This is a genomic window from Alcaligenes sp. GCM10023179 (genome assembly GCF_042653705.1).
In the GTDB taxonomy this organism is placed as follows: Bacteria; Pseudomonadota; Gammaproteobacteria; order Burkholderiales; family Burkholderiaceae_B; genus Alcaligenes; species Alcaligenes phenolicus.
In genome coordinates this window covers 1,127,943-1,144,395 of the sequence record NZ_JBHSIQ010000001.1, presented here as the reverse complement: position 1 = coordinate 1,144,395, position 16,453 = coordinate 1,127,943, and the positions used below count along the sequence as shown (strand labels likewise).

Below are 16,453 nucleotides of genomic sequence, written 5' to 3'. Positions count from 1 at the left end.
CACAAAAAGGACCTTGACTCATTACTTTCAGAACAGGGCCACCGCGGTCTACACAGCGTCAGGCCGTGTTTACCCTTTATAAGGAGCTGCCTTGAAAAGCAGCTCCTTGAATAAAAGCGGTAATTATGTCCTGAAAAAGCCTTGGCTTACAGCTTTAAGACACGTTCGCCACGGCTGACACCAGAGACCCCGGTGCGCACTGTTTCAAGAATGGCCGTACGATCCAGCGCATTGATGAAAGCAGCAATTTTGTCTTGAACACCGGTCAATTCGATGGTGTATGTCTTGTCCGTAACATCAATGATGCGACCGCGGAAAATATCCGCCATGCGCTTCATCTCTTCACGTTCCTTGCCCACCGCCCGCACTTTGATCAGCATGAGTTCACGCTCGATGTGTGGGCCTTCGGACAGATCCACCACCTTGACCACGTCAACCAGACGGTTCAAGTGCTTGGTGATCTGCTCGATGACGTCGTCCGCCCCTCGGGTAACGATAGTCATGCGAGACAGGGTGTCGTCCTCGGTTGGAGCGACCGTCAAGGTCTCGATGTTATAGCCACGGGCCGAAAACAGGCCGACCACACGGGACAGTGCGCCGGGCTCGTTTTCCAGAAGGATAGAAATGACGTGTTTCATGATTCTCTCCTTACAGATCGTCCGGGCCCAAGAGCATTTCTGTCAGGCCGCGGCCTGCTTTCACCATCGGGAACACGTTTTCGGTTTGGTCCGTGATGAAGTTCAGAAATACCAGGCGGTCTTTGTGCGTGGTGAAGGCTTCGCGAATAGCGGGGACCACATCGGCTGGCTTGTCGATCTCCAGACCCACATGACCATAGCTTTCCACCAGTTTGACAAAGTCAGGCAGTGCATCCACGTAAGACTCGGAATAACGCGAGCCGTAGTCGATTTGCTGCCACTGGCGCACCATGCCCAAATAACGATTGTTCAGGCAAAGAACCTTGGGGCTCAAGCGGTACTGTTTACACGTAGACAGTTCCTGGATGTTCATCTGAATGGAGCCTTCACCCGTGATGACGGCAACATCCTGACCAGGGTTGGCCATTTGCACACCCATTGCGTAAGGCAAGCCCACGCCCATCGTGCCCAGGCCACCGGAATTGATCCAGCGACGAGGCTTATTGAATTTGTAGTACTGAGCCGCCCACATCTGGTGCTGACCCACATCAGAAGTCACGAAAGCGTTGCCGCCCGTCACTTCCCACAGGGATTCCACCACGTATTGCGGCTTGATCAGCTCGTCCGACTTGGCGTAGGCCAAGGAGTTCTTGCCCCGCCAGACATTGATCTGTTTCCACCAATCATTCAGGGAGGGCTGGTTCTGCGATTCCTGACGGCTTTGCGCATACAGCTCATTGAACTCGGTCAGCACGTCTTTGACACAGCCCACGATAGGCACATCAACTTTCACGCGCTTGGAAATTACCGAAGGATCAATATCAATATGAATGATCTTGCGTGGGTTCTGACCGAAGTGGCGGGTATTACCAATCACTCGATCATCAAACCGTGCACCCACTGCGATCAGAACGTCGCAATGCTGCATGGTCATATTGGCTTCGTAAGTACCGTGCATGCCGGGCATGCCGATGTACTGATCCGCCGTACCTGGATAGGCACCCAGACCCATCAAGGTAGTCGTGCAAGGAGCACCGCTTAACTTGACCAGCTCATTGAGCTCACTGTCAGCATTACCCAGCACCACACCACCACCAACATAAATCAGCGGGCGCTCGGCGCTATTGAGAATCTGGACGGCTTTCTTGATCTGCCCCTGATGGCCTTTGGTCACAGGTGCGTAGGAACGCATCTTGACCTCGCCACGCTTGGGCGTGTATTTGCACGTTGCGGTCGTAATATCTTTAGGGATATCAATCAGCACAGGACCAGGACGGCCTGTCGTGGCAATAAAAAATGCCTTGCGAATGGTATCGGCCAAATCACGAACATCGCGCACCAGGAAGTTGTGCTTGACGCAAGGACGGGTGATACCGATGGCATCACATTCCTGGAAAGCATCTTCACCAATTGCCTGGGTGCTGACCTGCCCACTGATGATGACCATCGGAATGGAGTCCAGGTAAGCGGTCGCAATACCGGTGACGGCATTGGTGACGCCCGGGCCACTGGTTACCAGTGCCACGCCAACTTTTTGGGACGAACGGGAATAGGCATCCGCAGCATGAACAGCAGCCTGTTCATGACGCACAAGAATGTGCTGGAAGCGGTCCTGCTTGAAGATTGCGTCGTAGATATAGAGAACGGCACCACCCGGATAACCGAAAACGTGTTCCACGCCTTCGTCCGCGAGCGTGCGCACAACAATATCTGCGCCATTTAATTCAGACATGAGTTTTCCTTTCAGTCTTGCTCTGCAATATCGACTGACCACGACGGTCCGAGCTTGAACCGATGTCAGCAACATGATCTGGCGCTTCATGGCCCACAGGACCACACCACCCAGACACATTACCGTCCGGCCTGCACTCTTCGACACCCAGTGCGTGCATACAAAAACGTATGCGTTAGCTTGAAACGGAAGTCCTGGCATCCCACGCTTGTGACGCGGCCAGCAACAAAGTTTTTAGGCGCAAAAAACCGGGCGGATGGCCCGGTTAACAGTGCCTCGCTACAATTTGCTCGGATAAGGAGCAAAAACACCTGGTTACTTTACCTTGACTGCACAAAGCGAGCAACTGTGATTGTTGGTAAAGTGCAAAAAAACAGGCTTAAAGCTTGCATACGTAAAACGATATACTGTCTACCTATGACGAGCTGTCCGGGTATTTTATGGCATCGCCCATCCCACAATTAAAACAATTCCTGTATAGCCACTATTTTTTCGGCGGACTGCGCCAGTCCATCGGTGTGCTGTTGCCGGTCATTATTTTGGGCCGCTTCTTTGGTCACTATGACATTGGCGTCATTGCGTCCATGGGTGCCACCTGCGTTGCCATCATTGACCAACCCGGCGGCCCACGCCGCTATCGCAACAATGAAATGCTGGGCGGTATTGCGCTGGGCACGGTCACCGTTGGCCTGACAGGTCTGGCCTCCAGCTCTCCCCTGCTGCTGGTCCTGTGCGTACCGTTTCTGTGCTTTCTGTACAGCATGTTCTCCGTCTTTGGTCGTCGCGGCGGGCTGATCGGCTTTGCCGCCCTGCTGCTGATGACCTTGACGATGCGCTTTCCCATGCAGCCTCACGAGGTATTGGCGCACACGCTGTATTCCTTTGCCGGTGGTCTGTCCTATTACTTGTTCAGCACCCTGTTCCGACGCTTGTTCTGGTATCGGGAAGAGCGCCAGACACTGGCGGTAGCCCTGTTTGCCACGGCTGAATACATGGAAGCGCGCTCGCAATTCTATGACTCCACCTCGGATCTGGACGCCTGCTATAGACGGCTGATCAATCTTCAATCCAATATGACCGAAAAGCACCAGGCCGCCCGCGATGTGGTGCTACGTGAACTGCCGCGCGGTTATGGACGAGGCGATCACCACCGCAAGGCACTGCTGACAATCTTCTTGAATATGGTCAGCATTCTGGACTCGCTGGTCGCGACCTATACCGACTACACCGTCCTGCGCCGTCAGCTTTCCGACAGCGATTTCATGGTTTTTGCGCGTGATGGCTTGCACAAGCTTTCGTTGGATATTGGCCGCATTGCCATGAATGTTTCACGAAGCGCTCGCACCACCCGTCGCTCCAGCGTCAAAGCGGAAATCCGCGCCATGGAATACGAGCTGGAGAAGTACAAACGCCAGGGCATGTCGCAAACAGACCCGGAAACCTACGCCCTGCTAGTCCAGGTCTTGCGCCGACTGCGTAACCTGAACCGTATTGTGGACAGCATGGCAAGCCTGTCACATCGTGCCAGCCAGAACCTGCCAGTCGATCAGTACCTGAATAAATCGCTAAGCCGCATGCTCTCGCGTGAAGAACTGCGTTTGGGCATGCTCAGCAGCAATATGAAGCTGAAGTCCTCGCACTTCCGCTATGCGGCACGAGTCAGCATTGCGTCCATGGTGGCCCTGGGAGTTGGCGCACTCAGCGCCCATTTCCAAAGCGAACTGGGCCTGGTCAGCGCCCTGACAGCACACAGTTACTGGATCATCCTGACGATTCTGGTCATTATGAAGCCAGGCTTTGCCATCACGCGCCAACGCAATGGCTGGCGCCTTTTTGGCACGGTACTGGGCTGCGGGGCGGCCTTCCTGCTCCTGAAGCTAACGGACAACCGCGAGCTGTATCTGATCGCCATGTTGCTGGCCTACCTGCTGGGTAACAGCCTGGTTCAGCTGAACTTCCTGCTATCGGCCCTGTTCAACACAATCTTTGTGATTTTGTCCTTCCAATTCCTGTCCACAGGCGGCTCCTTCATTATTGGAGAACGTCTGGTGGATACGCTGATTGGTTGCGGTATTGCCATGGCCGCCAGTTACTTGCTCCCCAACTGGGAATCCAGCGCCATGACAGGCCTGGCCCGAGCAGCCTTGGCCGCCAACAAAGAGTTCTGGCGTGCAGGGCTGGAATTCGCTCGCTTGAGCCGCCTGCATAACCAGATCCTTAAAAGCGGTCAGGAAGGCGAACCCACCATGACAGAGGCTCAGAAAAACCAGGTGGATCTGGACTTGATGGAAGCCGACACCGCCTGGCAAGTGGCAAACAAGAACGTACACATTGCCTTCAGCAACTTTGCCTCGGCCTTTTATCGCATGATGGATGAACCAGTTAGCCGACAAGCCAATGTATCCCTGCTGAATAACCTGCTGATTCAGAACCACGTACTGGCCTCGCAGATCAGCGCCGCTGCCCCGCTTCTGGCTAATTTGAGTCAGATTCCGCCAGGCATCCAGAACTCCCTGGATGCCATTGGCGCACTGATTAACGACCAGGATGCCGACCCGCCTGCTTCCATCGAAACCGACGGTGAGCTGGCCATGCTGGCCTACCCTATCCGTCAGATGGTCAAGGCCGCCCAACTGATACGTCAAGATATGAGAGGCCTGGAATACAGCGCTGGCCCGCAACTGCCGCCTGAGCGCAAGCAGGAACTGAAGCAGCAAGGGGCCTGATGGCCATGCCATGTCCCGTATACATGTGGAGCTCGTTGTCGGGACCAAATAAACAAGAACTCAAAGCACAAAGCACAAAGCACAAAGCACAAAGCACAAAGCACAAAGCACAAAGCAAAAGAGCATAGGGTGCCAAGCCCTCCTCAGTTCGCAGGACCAAAAATAAAAAGGCAAGGCGCAAATACATGGCCTTGCCTTTCTTTTTTACCTGCAAGACCGCAGATCAGCTAAAGAGCTGTTCTTACGGCGCAAGCAACAACGCTAACTACTTATCAAGCCTTGGCATCCTGCTCGGAGCGACGGAACACCAGCTTGTCCTCGCTGGAGAGCTCAGGCTGGAATACATACCCCTCGCGATCAAACGCCTTCAAGCCTTCCACTGTTTGCACACGCTTGTCGATGACAAAGCGGGCCATCAAACCACGGGCTTTCTTGGCGTAGAAACTGATAATCTTCCAGACACCGTTTTTCTCGTCCTGGAAAACGCACTGAACCACACGGGCACGCAAGGCTTTTTGATCGACCGCCTTGAAATACTCTTCGGAGGCCAAGTTCAAGACAACGGGCTTGGCTTCGCCTTCCTGACGCTCGTTCAAATAATTGGCAATCCGGCTGCCCCAGTAAGCGTACAAATTGGCACCTTCGGGATTCTTCAAGCGAGTGCCCATTTCCAGACGGTAAGGACGCATCAAATCCAAAGGACGCAAAGCACCGTACAAACCGCTAAGAATCACAATGTGGTCCTGCGCCCACTTCAGCTCCTTGTCCGACAAATCCGTTGCAGCCATGCCCTCATACACATCACCATTAAAAGCCAGAATGGCCTGACGGGCATTGGAGCGGTCAAACTTGGGCTCCCACTCCCGGTAACGCTGGACATTCAAGCGCGCCAGGTCGTCGCTCAGCTTCATCAAGTCGGCAATATCCTCTTCGGACTGAGTGCGCAAAATATCAATCAAGCCTTGCGCCTGCTCCACAAACAGAGGCTGAGTTTCCAGCTGCGTGCGTACAGGGGAATCGTAATCCAGCTTTTTCGCTGGCGAGAGCAATAACAACATGCGCCTATATCCTTTCTATCCAAACAGATAAAGGGCCATGCCCTTTATCTGCCATCTACAAAACACGCTTTGACAGCAATTAGCGAGCCGTCCAGCCACCATCCAGACTTAGCGTCGTACCCGTCATTTGGTCTGCGGCGGCAGACGACAGGAACACAGCAGCACCGCCCAATTGCTCAGGAGTCACAAACTGCAGGGAAGGTTGTTTCTCAGCCAGCAGCTCTCGTGCGGCAGCTTCAATATCAATCCCTTTTTGCTGGCTGATAGCTTCGATCTGCTTTTCCACCAAGGGAGTGCGTACCCAGCCCGGGCAGATTGCGTTGCAGGTAATACCCTTGCCAGCATTTTCCAGTGCGGTCACTTTGGTCAGACCCACGACACCATGCTTGGCAGCCACATAAGCCGATTTATTTACCGATGCCACCAGACCATGTGCCGAGGCGATATTGATAATCCGCCCCCAACCCTGCTTTTGCATGATGGGCAAGGCAGCCGCGGTGCCGTGGAAGACGGCTGACAGGTTCAAGGCAATGATGGCGTTCCATTTGTCGACAGGGAACTCTTCGATAGGCGCGGTGTACTGAATACCAGCATTATTGACCAGAATATCCAAACCACCCAAGGCCTCTGCCGCCTTGACAATAAAGTCACGCGTGGCCTGTGCGTCGCTCAAATCAGCATTCAGATAATAGGCTTTGACACCAAACTTGGACTCCAGCGTGCTGCGCTCGCGCTCGATATCTTCAGGCTGACCAAAACCATTGATCACCACATCTGCACCGGCTTTCGCCAACTCGGTGGCCATGGCCAGACCGATACCACTGGTCGATCCTGTTACGACCGCTTTTTTACCTTTCAGCATAGATACCTCGTGAGTATGGACAACAGGGAACTGAAACCCCAAGTGTACTCGCCGGCCTGCACTGCCGGGAAATGCAATGGGCTCGTTTTGTCCGCAATCATCAAGGCTTGCAAAACAAGGCCAAACACCATCGGACCACGTACTAGCGCATTACCCCTAGAACTTCGGCCTGCGCGGGGAAAAGTCGGCCATACACAATGTTGCGGATGAGTTTTCCGAACATCGGCCGCGACTGACACTTTTACCTTAACGTTCTTATGTGACAAAACGGCAAATAAACCATGCTGAGAGAGCAGCAGGATGGTCAAACCAGCAGAAAATAAAAAAGCCCTTGAATAATCAAGGGCTTTCAAAATTCCAGGTGGCGGACAGGGTGGGATTCGAACCCACGGTACGCTTGCACGTACGCCTGATTTCGAGTCAGGTACATTCGACCACTCTGCCACCTGTCCGCGATTGCTTATATGGTTACAAGCAAGCCCATAAATATAGATCAAAGAACACTCTTTGACAAGCACTAAAGAGACATAGCACTTGCGTCAAAGAGCGGAGTTTCCTGATAAGACCAGCCACTCAAACCAAAGAGCTCTTTTCAATCAAGGGTTTACCCTCTGTTTTGGCCTAATTCACTTGTTCACCCTGAGCCGCAGGCCTATATTGGAAACACACATTGATGCATCGCAGCTCTGCCTCTCCAAGGCAGTCCTTGTAATTCCGGCGCAGCTTGCTGGACTTGATAAAAGGAATTGTCATGCAAACCTTCCAATGGATTATCGACGCCAACGGCGACGGCATATACAGCCTGAATGAGGTTCTCCAGACTCTGCGCTGGGCTTTTCGGATACCAGGCAGCCTGGTAGTTGAAACCTTGGGCTCCATCCCGGTTCTGTCTGATCTACTGCGTATCCAGGCTTCAGAAGCGACAGGCTACGCTTCTTTGAGAGGCGGACTGGTCAATATCCTGTCGTTATTCTTCTGGGCCGCACTCTGTCTCTGGTTTCTGGAAGTCAACTCCAAGCCACGTGCAGAGCCTGCGCAGCGCAACGTACGCCATGCGCCACACTTGAACAAGCAACTGGATTCTGTGCACGGTCGGCAACTACACGCGAACTACAACCGGCGCCCTGTCCGCCATCGTCAGGTTGAACGCCATACCTTCTAGATGCACTCATGCCCTCCTGCCGAAAAAGGAGAAACATGTGTTAAGAAAGGTAAACCCCTGGCATAGCGCATACGAGCCGTGTTGCGTTTGGAAGTGCTTTGCCAGGATTACCTAACGTTTGGACTACAGGTTTTAGGCAACAATCGCTGCAGCTAGTGTCATTAGAGGTGCAGCTTATGAAAAAACTACTATTAGCCGGTTTAATGGCCTTGAGCACCAGCGCCGCCTCTGCGGGCGGTGTAAATGTCGATATCAATGTCGGTATTCCGGGTATCGGTTACGGGCCGATCTACTACCCACCCGCTCATGTTGTGGAACGCCCGGTTTATGTCGCCCCACCCCCAGTGGTTTACCACCCGCCACGTTACGTCTATCGTCCCGGCTACGTGGAATATGGTCGCTCCAACAAGGAATGGCGCAAGGAGCAGCGACGCGCTCACAAGCGCTGGCGCAAACAGCAGGAGCGCTACTGGGATGATGACTAATCCATCACTACGGAACCATGAATGAAAAAGGGCTGAGGACCACACAGGTCATCAGCCCTTTTTCCATTCGGACAGATACTTTATTTGGCCGGCACCAGACGTTCCAGTCCGCCCATATAAGGACGCAGAACCTTGGGCACAATCACGCTGCCATCTTCTTGCTGGTGGTTTTCCAACACAGCCACCAAGGCGCGGCCTACGGCCAGGCCAGAGCCGTTCAGCGTATGCACAAACTCCGGACGTGCCTTGCTGTCGGCACGGAAACGCGCCTGCAGACGACGAGCCTGGAAAGCCTCGCAATTCGACACCGAGGAGATCTCGCGGAATGTGTCCTGGGCAGGCAACCACACTTCCAGATCGTAGGTTTTGGCAGCAGAAAAGCCCATATCGCCAGTGCACAGTTGCACTACACGGTATGGCAGTTCAAGAGCCTGCAGAACGTGCTCGGCATGACCGACCATGGACTCCAGCGCCTCGTAGGATTTTTCAGGATGAACGATCTGCACCATTTCAACTTTGTCGAACTGGTGCTGACGGATCACGCCACGGGTGTCTCGGCCACCGCTACCGGCTTCCGAACGGAAACAAGGCGAGTGAGCAGTCAGGCGGATAGGCAGATCGTCACCGGCCAGAATCTCGTCACGCACAGTACCGGTCAGGCTGATTTCGGAGGTCGAGATCAGGTACAGGTCTTCAGGCTTGGATTCGGTCGGATCGGCTGGCTCGTTGTCCTGACCACCTTTGGTGACCCAGAACATATCGTCCTTGAACTTGGGCAATTGGCCGGTGCCATACAGCGTGGACGCGTTCACGATGTATGGGGTGTAGCACTCGGTATAGCCGTGCTCTTCCACCTGGGTATCCAGCATGAACTGAGCCAGAGCACGGTGCAAACGCGCCAGTGGGCCACGCAACACCATGAAGCGAGCGCCTGCCAGTTTGCGGGCAGCTTCAAAGTCCAGGCCAAACTGCTCGCCCAGGTCCACGTGATCACGCGGTTCGAAAGTGATGTGCGCAGGCTTGCCCTGATCATCTTTAGGACCAGGAACCCAGCGACGCACTTCGACGTTGTCTTCTTCGGACTCGCCTACCGGCACGCTTTCGTGCGGCAGGTTAGGAATCGTGGCGAACCAGGAGGACAGCTCGGCCTGCACTTGGGACAAGTCCTGCTCCAGCTGCTTCAGGCGCACCGGAATTTGCTGGGATTGAGCCAATGCTTCGCTGGCGTCTTCGCCCTTGGACTTGAGCTGGCCGATGCGTTTGGCCAATGCATTGCGCTCGGCCTGCAAGGTTTCCGTTTCCACCTGTACCGCTTTGCGGCGGGCTTCCAGCTGCTGGAAACGCTCGGTGTCAAATTGCACGCCACGTTTCGCCAGGCCCTGTACCAGCGGCTCCAAGTCTTTGCGTAATTGGTTCAGATCTAACATTTAATAGCCATATAGGTGATGGTTCAATCCCGATTGATCTGGTGATTTTAACCACAAGCCACCACAAGCGCAGCACAGCGCAAGCAGTACTGAGGTATCGGGAAATACGGGGGTGACAGGTCAGGCAACGCCTGTCCTGTCTTAGGTGTCTTTTTTACCGGCCTGCTCATCCAGCTGACGCAGGCGCTCCATTTTTTCAGCAATCTTGATTTCCAGACCACGAGGCACAGGCTGATACCAGTGGGGATCGGGAATGCCGTCCGGCAAGTAGGTCTCACCCGCCGCGTAGGCATTGGGCTCGTCATGAGCATAGCGATACGCATGACCGTGACCCAGCTCTTTCATCAGCTTGGTCGGCGCGTTACGTAAATGCACAGGCACTTCGCGACTTTTATCCTGCTTCACAAAGGCACGGGCCTGGTTGTATGCCATATAACCGGCATTGCTCTTGGCTGCGATCGCCAGATAAATCACGGCCTGCCCCAGCGCCAGTTCTCCTTCGGGGCTACCCAGGCGCTCGAAGGTCAAGGCAGCATCGTTGGCAATTTGCATGGCGCGCGGATCGGCCAGACCGATATCTTCCCAAGCCATACGTATGATACGGCGCGATAAATAACGGGCATCTGCTCCGCCGTCCAGCATCCGGGTCAGCCAATACAAGGCAGCGTCCGGGTTGGAACCACGTACCGACTTATGCAAAGCAGAAATCTGGTCGTAGAAGTTGTCGCCCCCCTTGTCAAAACGCCGGGAGTTCAGGGTCAGCGCATTTTGCAGGAAGTCTGTCGTGACCAGCTCGGTGCCGGAAGTCTTGGCGGCCGTATTGGTCTGCTCCAGCAGGTTCAAAAAGCGTCGGGCATCGCCGTCGGCATAACCGATCAAGGTGTCGACGGCTTGATCCTCAAACTCCAGGCCATCCAGGGCATTTTGTTCCTGTACACGGCGTAGCAGGAGTTTGAGCTCATCATCCGTCAGGGACTTGAGCACATAGACTTGCGCCCGCGACAGCAAGGCCGAATTAACCTCGAAGGACGGGTTTTCCGTGGTGGCACCAATAAAGGTCACCAAGCCGCTTTCAGCATAAGGGAGCAGCGCGTCTTGCTGAGACTTGTTAAAGCGGTGTATCTCGTCCACAAACAGGATGGTGTGCTTGCCCATGGCCAGATTCTGCTGGGCCTGCTCCATGGCGGCTCGGATATCTTTCACGCCTGAAAAGACGGCGGACAAGGCGATGAACTCGCATTCGAATGCACTGGCCGTCAAACGTGCCAACGTGGTTTTACCCACGCCGGGAGGCCCCCAGAAAATCATGGAGTGTGGTTTGCCGGACTGAAAAGCCAAACGTAGTGGCTTGCCCTCGCCCAGCAAATGAGACTGCCCCACCACCTGATCCAGGGTTTTGGGGCGCAGTGCTTCGGCTAAGGGTGCGGCGGGTTCCTGAGCGAACAAATCACGCATGGCGATCGCCCTTCCTAAAATGGCAAGACCTGGCCAAGAGGACCAGGTCTGTATTGAAAACTTGTTTTGTCAAAGCCAGCCAACACTGACCCTGATGATAGCTGCACAAAAACAGAATGTGCCTCAAGGCATGGAGACGACATCCACTCCGGCAGGAGCCTTGAACGTGAAGGTACCCAAGGTAATCCGAGGGTTCGGTTCCAAGCCGGTGAAGTCGATATACGTGGTTTGCCCGAACGAGTCCTGTAACTCCAGACGACGTGGCTCACGATCCTTGAAGCCGATGTCTACGTAGGAAAAGCCGGCATCGCTTTGCAAAGGCGTGGCTCGGATCCACTCCAGCCCATCCCGTGCATCTTGCTCAACCAGACGGAAGGAGTCTTCCAGATTGCCAGTACCAAACAAGATCGCAGCAGGCGAAGCGCCGATGGACTGGTCCACCCCACGCTCGGTGACCTGGGCCAGATCCGGGTCGTATTGATAAAGCAGCTTGCCGTCAGACACGATCAACTGTTCATAAGGGCGTTGCACATGCCATTTGAACTGACCGGGACGCTGAAACACGAATTGCCCAGATTGCGGCGCACCTTTGGACTGGCCGTTGCTATCGACCGTACGCTGGGAAAACTCGCCTTTCGCAGCACGCACATCTTGTACAAAAGAGCGCAATTGCTCGCTGGCCGAAGCGGCCATGGTCAAGGCAGGTGTAGCGGCCAGCAACATGCTGACCAGCAGTGTCTTAATCTTCATCTTTGGCACCTCCTGCGGGGACCAGAATTTCACGGTTACCGTTAGGCTGCATAGCCGATACCAGACCGGCTTGTTCCATTTGTTCCAACAGTCGGGCTGCCCGGTTGTAACCGATACGCAAATGACGCTGCACCGACGAAATCGAAGCGCGACGATTCTTGATAATGACTTGAACAGCCTGGTCGTACAGCGGGTCCGCTTCAGCATCGACCATGCCAGTAGCGGGGTTGCCCCCCTCACCCGATTCGCCTTCGACAGCACCTTCCAGCAGGCCTTCGATGTAATCAGGTTCGCCGTGTTCTTTCAAGTGTTCAACCACGCGGTGAACTTCCTCGTCGCTGACAAAAGCGCCGTGCACTCGTTTAGGCAAACCTGTACCGGGCGGCAAATAGAGCATATCGCCCATGCCCAGCAAGGTTTCCGCACCCATCTGATCCAGAATAGTGCGCGAGTCAATCTTGGAGGACACCTGAAAAGCGATACGGGTAGGAATGTTCGCTTTGATCAGACCTGTAATTACGTCCACACTAGGGCGCTGAGTAGCCAAAATCAGGTGAATACCAGCCGCACGGGCCTTCTGGGCCAAACGAGCAATCAACTCTTCGATCTTCTTGCCCTGCACCATCATCAAGTCTGCCAACTCGTCAATAATGACGACAATCATGGGCAGAACAGACAGCGGCTCGGGAGCGTCCGGCGTCAAAGAGAAAGGATTGGGGATAGGCTCTTCACGCTTTTGCGCCTCGCGTATCTTGGCGTTGTAACCAGCCAGATTGCGCACGCCCAGCTTGCTCATCAAGCGGTAGCGTTTTTCCATTTCGGCCACACACCAGTTCAAGGCGTTGGACGCCAGACGCATATCCGTGACCACCGGCGCCAGCAAATGAGGAATGCCTTCATAGACACTCATTTCCAGCATCTTGGGGTCGATCAGGATCAGGCGCACGTCTGCCGGGTCTGCCTTGTAGAGCAGCGACAGAATCATGGCGTTAATCCCCACGGACTTACCGGAGCCGGTTGTACCGGCCACCAGCAAGTGAGGCATCTTGGCCAGATCCGCCACCACAGGCTTGCCGGCAATATCCTTGCCCAAAGCCATGGTCAGCAAGGAAGCGCTGCTGTGATAGGTTTGCGAGCCTACGATTTCCTCCAGACGCACCATTTGGCGGCGGGGGTTGGGCAGTTCCAGGCCCATCAGGTTTTTTCCGGGAATGGTTTCCACCACCCGTATGCTGACCAGACTCAAGGCACGGGCCAGGTCTTTGGCCAGATTCACGATCTGGCTGCCCTTCACGCCGGTGGCAGGCTCAATCTCGTAGCGCGTAATGACCGGCCCCGCCTGGGCGGTCACCACCGTCACCGCAACACCGAAGTCCGACAATTTCTTTTCAATCAGGCGCGAGGTGAACTCAATGGTTTCCGGCGACACCGTTTCTACATTGTCAGAGGCGGCGTCCAGCAGGGACAGCGGAGGCAAATCGCCCGCTTCGCCAGCCTGACGAGGCGCCTTGAACAAGGTCTGCTGCTTTTCTTTCTCAACGCGCTCGGATTTGGGCACAGCCACAAAAGCAGGTTCGATACGCACAGGCTGTTCGTGTACCAGTTGCTCCTGCTTGGCGACCACGCTTTCCGTACGCTCGGCACGTTTGACCTCGCCCACGCGACGATCCTGACGGGCCGACCACAAAGTCATCACACGGCGAATCGCCCCTTCGATGAAGCCGCCCAGACGTTCTGCCAACGTCAGCCAGGAAAAACCGAAAAACAAACTGGCCCCACCGGCGAGCAGGCCCATCAGCACCAGAGAGGCTCCACCAAAGCCTATCGAAGTTACTAATAGTTGCGATAATAATTGGCCCAACTGCCCACCAGCCCCCGCAGGGAGCTGCCATTGCTGGCCCAGGTCTTTAAAAAACAGCGATTCCAGGCCCATGCTGCCCAGAAACAAAAAGAAAAAGCCTATGCCAATTTCCCAGCGCACCCGAGGCAGAACATCCTCGTTTTTTGTGCTGGGCAAGAGCAAAGCAGTCAGACGGTAAAAGCCCACGGCCACGCGCTGCACCAGCAGCACCACCCAAAGCCAGGCCGTCAGACCAAACAGAAACAAGAGGAAATCGGCGATGTGGGCACCAAAGATGCCCCCGCCGTTTTGGGTCAGACCCGAGTGCACGGAATGCGACCAGCCGGGATCGCCCGGATCCCAGGTTGCCAGTACCAGGCCCAGCCAGGCTGCCAGAGCAGCGAAGATAATCCACCGTGCTTCGCGCAGCAGTCCTGTCAGGCGCTGTTGCAGGGCTGAAGGCCCATTACGCACATTTTTGGATGACCGGGACGAACGAGGGGATGTTGCAGGTATTCTTGCCATGGACTCATTATAATTGGAGATCGTCTTTTTCGGATTTTCTGTGATGTCGACTACTAAGCACGCAAAAGTACTCATTCTGGGCTCAGGCCCGGCCGGCTATACCGCAGCGATCTACGCAGCCCGCGCCAACCTCAACCCCGTCTTGGTCACTGGCATGGAGCAAGGTGGCCAACTGATGACCACCACGGATGTAGATAACTGGCCAGCCGATGCCCAAGGCGTCCAGGGACCTGATCTTATGGCACGTTTCCAGGCTCATGCGGAACGATTCGAAACAGAATTAATCTTTGACATGGTGTCCTCGGTTGATCTGTCCACCCGTCCCCTGACCCTGAATGGTGATAGTGGCACAGTCTACACCTGCGATTCGCTGATTATTGCGACAGGCGCCTCGGCCCAATACCTGGGCCTGCCAACCGAGCAGGAATTCATGGGCCGTGGCGTGTCCGGTTGCGCAACATGTGATGGTTTCTTCTACAAGAACCAGGACGTGGTCGTGGTCGGTGGTGGCAATACCGCCGTGGAAGAAGCTCTGTACCTGTCCAATATTTGCAAGACCGTGACCTTGATTCACCGTCGCGATACCTTCCGTTCCGAACCCATCCTGACCGACAAGCTGATGGACCGCGTCCAGAATGGCAATATCCAGCTGAAACTGCACAGCGAACTGCAAGAAGTGCTGGGTGACGCTTCGGGCGTGACAGGTGTGCGCATCATCAATAACCAGACCCAGGCCACTGAAGACCTGGCTGTGACTGGTGCCTTTATCGCCATCGGCCACAAGCCCAACACCGGGATCTTTGAAGGCAAGCTGGAGATGCACGACGGCTACATCACGACTCGCAGCGGTCTGAAAGGCATGGCCACCATGACTTCCGTTCCTGGCGTTTTTGCCGCGGGCGATGTGCAAGACAATATCTATCGTCAGGCCATTACCAGTGCAGCCAGCGGTTGCATGGCCGCCCTGGACGCACAGCGCTGGTTGGATGAAAACAAATAAGCCCAAAGCCGTAGGGCGTAGTCTGGCAGACCTGAAGAAGTTACAAGGTCAGGTCCGCCAGGATCTCAATCCGCCCCCGGCCCCCGCCCGTCCCCAGGCTCGCAAGCGCCCCCGCCCACCGGATCCCGGTGGCAAGCCAGCCAAACTGGCTCCTGCCAGTAATGCTACAGCGGCCCAAGACCTCGTTTCCTTATTGGACCCCAGCGACAGGGCCTGGCTACGCCAGTCCATGCGGGACGTCGCCCCCTTGAAAAAACGTGGTCAAAGCGTACTCATGAGCCGTCCTGCGGCTAGCCCGGAACAGTTGGAGCAACGTCGTCGCCACGCGGTAGGTGCGCCCACCAGTACGCCAGCCCTGCCCCAGGCCTCTGACCAATATGTCAGCGTGCAAGGTGAAAGCAACGATATACGACATTTGCGTGCTGGCTGTGGCACCGATGTCTTGCGCGATCTGGAACGCAACCGTTGGCCGATTGAGTCCAGCCTGGATTTGCATGGCTCGGATCTGGAACAGGCCCGCGAGCGACTGGACAACTTTCTGCGCTCCTGTCTGGAGCACGGCGTGCGCTGTGTACGAATTGTCCATGGCACGGGCTACGGCTCGCGCAATGGCGAACCCGTTTTGCGTCATGCCGTGCGTCGCTGGTTAACCCAGCTGCCCAGCGTTCTGGCTTATATGGAATGCGCGCCCAACGAAGGTGGGCAAGGTGCCGTCAAACTGGTGCTGCAAGCCATGTCCGAACCCGGTGTTTGATTTTTTCCATTAGGTACAGACGTAAAAAAGGCCAGCTTT

The 16,453-nt window shown here is 55.2% G+C and carries 13 protein-coding genes and 1 tRNA gene; 5 read left to right on the top strand and 9 right to left on the bottom strand.

Features of this window, described 5'->3' with window-relative positions; translation table 11 throughout:
- Positions 1-146: 146 nt before the first annotated feature.
- Positions 147-638, bottom strand: a complete 492-nt coding sequence (ilvN, locus tag ACFPDR_RS05070) for an acetolactate synthase small subunit (RefSeq protein WP_003801075.1) — start codon at positions 636-638, stop codon at positions 147-149.
- A gap of 10 nt (positions 639-648) precedes the next feature.
- Positions 649-2,370, bottom strand: coding sequence for a biosynthetic-type acetolactate synthase large subunit (ilvB, locus tag ACFPDR_RS05065; RefSeq protein WP_035272452.1), 1,722 nt, complete (start codon positions 2,368-2,370; stop codon positions 649-651).
- A 440-nt stretch (positions 2,371-2,810) separates the two neighbouring features.
- Here ilvB and ACFPDR_RS05060 point away from each other — a divergent pair, with 440 nt between their 5' ends.
- Positions 2,811-5,096, top strand: a complete 2,286-nt coding sequence (locus ACFPDR_RS05060) for an FUSC family protein (RefSeq protein WP_115633931.1) — start codon at positions 2,811-2,813, stop codon at positions 5,094-5,096.
- Between the two features lie 272 nt (positions 5,097-5,368).
- On the opposite strand, the gene yaaA is transcribed toward ACFPDR_RS05060, so the two are convergent.
- From yaaA to ACFPDR_RS05045, 3 genes are all read right to left on the bottom strand, one after another.
- Positions 5,369-6,154 (bottom strand): peroxide stress protein YaaA, encoded by a 786-nt coding sequence (gene yaaA, locus ACFPDR_RS05055; protein ID WP_376910735.1) that lies wholly within the window; start codon positions 6,152-6,154, stop codon positions 5,369-5,371.
- A gap of 79 nt (positions 6,155-6,233) precedes the next feature.
- Entirely contained in the window at positions 6,234-7,016 is a 783-nt protein-coding gene (locus ACFPDR_RS05050; protein ID WP_088450555.1) for a 3-hydroxybutyrate dehydrogenase, read from the bottom strand.
- 362 nt (positions 7,017-7,378) lie between these two features.
- Positions 7,379-7,468, bottom strand: a tRNA-Ser gene (locus tag ACFPDR_RS05045).
- A 299-nt stretch (positions 7,469-7,767) separates the two neighbouring features.
- Between ACFPDR_RS05045 and ACFPDR_RS05040 the strand changes: the two genes are divergently transcribed.
- Both ACFPDR_RS05040 and ACFPDR_RS05035 read left to right on the top strand, forming a co-directional pair.
- Entirely contained in the window at positions 7,768-8,178 is a 411-nt protein-coding gene (locus ACFPDR_RS05040; RefSeq protein WP_026483205.1) for a hypothetical protein, read from the top strand.
- A gap of 176 nt (positions 8,179-8,354) precedes the next feature.
- Positions 8,355-8,663, top strand: coding sequence for a hypothetical protein (locus ACFPDR_RS05035; protein WP_026483206.1), 309 nt, complete (start codon positions 8,355-8,357; stop codon positions 8,661-8,663).
- An 80-nt stretch (positions 8,664-8,743) separates the two neighbouring features.
- Here the strand turns inward: ACFPDR_RS05035 and serS are convergent, their stop codons facing one another.
- From serS to ACFPDR_RS05015, 4 genes are all read right to left on the bottom strand, one after another.
- On the bottom strand, positions 8,744-10,090 hold the full coding sequence (serS, locus tag ACFPDR_RS05030; protein WP_371476437.1) for a serine--tRNA ligase: 1,347 nt from the start codon (positions 10,088-10,090) through the stop codon (positions 8,744-8,746).
- Between the two features lie 141 nt (positions 10,091-10,231).
- A complete protein-coding gene (locus tag ACFPDR_RS05025; protein WP_009456739.1) occupies positions 10,232-11,545 on the bottom strand; it encodes a replication-associated recombination protein A in 1,314 nt (437 codons plus the stop codon).
- A 123-nt stretch (positions 11,546-11,668) separates the two neighbouring features.
- Positions 11,669-12,295: an outer membrane lipoprotein chaperone LolA gene (gene lolA / locus ACFPDR_RS05020; protein ID WP_060186456.1), complete on the bottom strand. Its 627-nt coding sequence runs from the start codon at positions 12,293-12,295 to the stop codon at positions 11,669-11,671.
- Positions 12,285-14,660 carry a DNA translocase FtsK gene (locus ACFPDR_RS05015; RefSeq protein WP_376910733.1) on the bottom strand — a complete coding sequence of 792 codons (2,376 nt, stop codon included), beginning with the start codon at positions 14,658-14,660 and terminating at the stop codon, positions 12,285-12,287. The genes lolA and ACFPDR_RS05015 overlap by 11 nt, the downstream gene beginning before the upstream one ends.
- Before the next feature lie 43 nt (positions 14,661-14,703).
- Here ACFPDR_RS05015 and trxB point away from each other — a divergent pair, with 43 nt between their 5' ends.
- Entirely contained in the window at positions 14,704-15,660 is a 957-nt protein-coding gene (gene trxB / locus ACFPDR_RS05010; protein WP_009456742.1) for a thioredoxin-disulfide reductase, read from the top strand.
- Positions 15,647-16,414, top strand: coding sequence for a Smr/MutS family protein (locus ACFPDR_RS05005; protein ID WP_376910730.1), 768 nt, complete (start codon positions 15,647-15,649; stop codon positions 16,412-16,414). The genes trxB and ACFPDR_RS05005 overlap by 14 nt, the downstream gene beginning before the upstream one ends.
- The last annotated feature ends 39 nt before the right edge of the window (positions 16,415-16,453 follow it).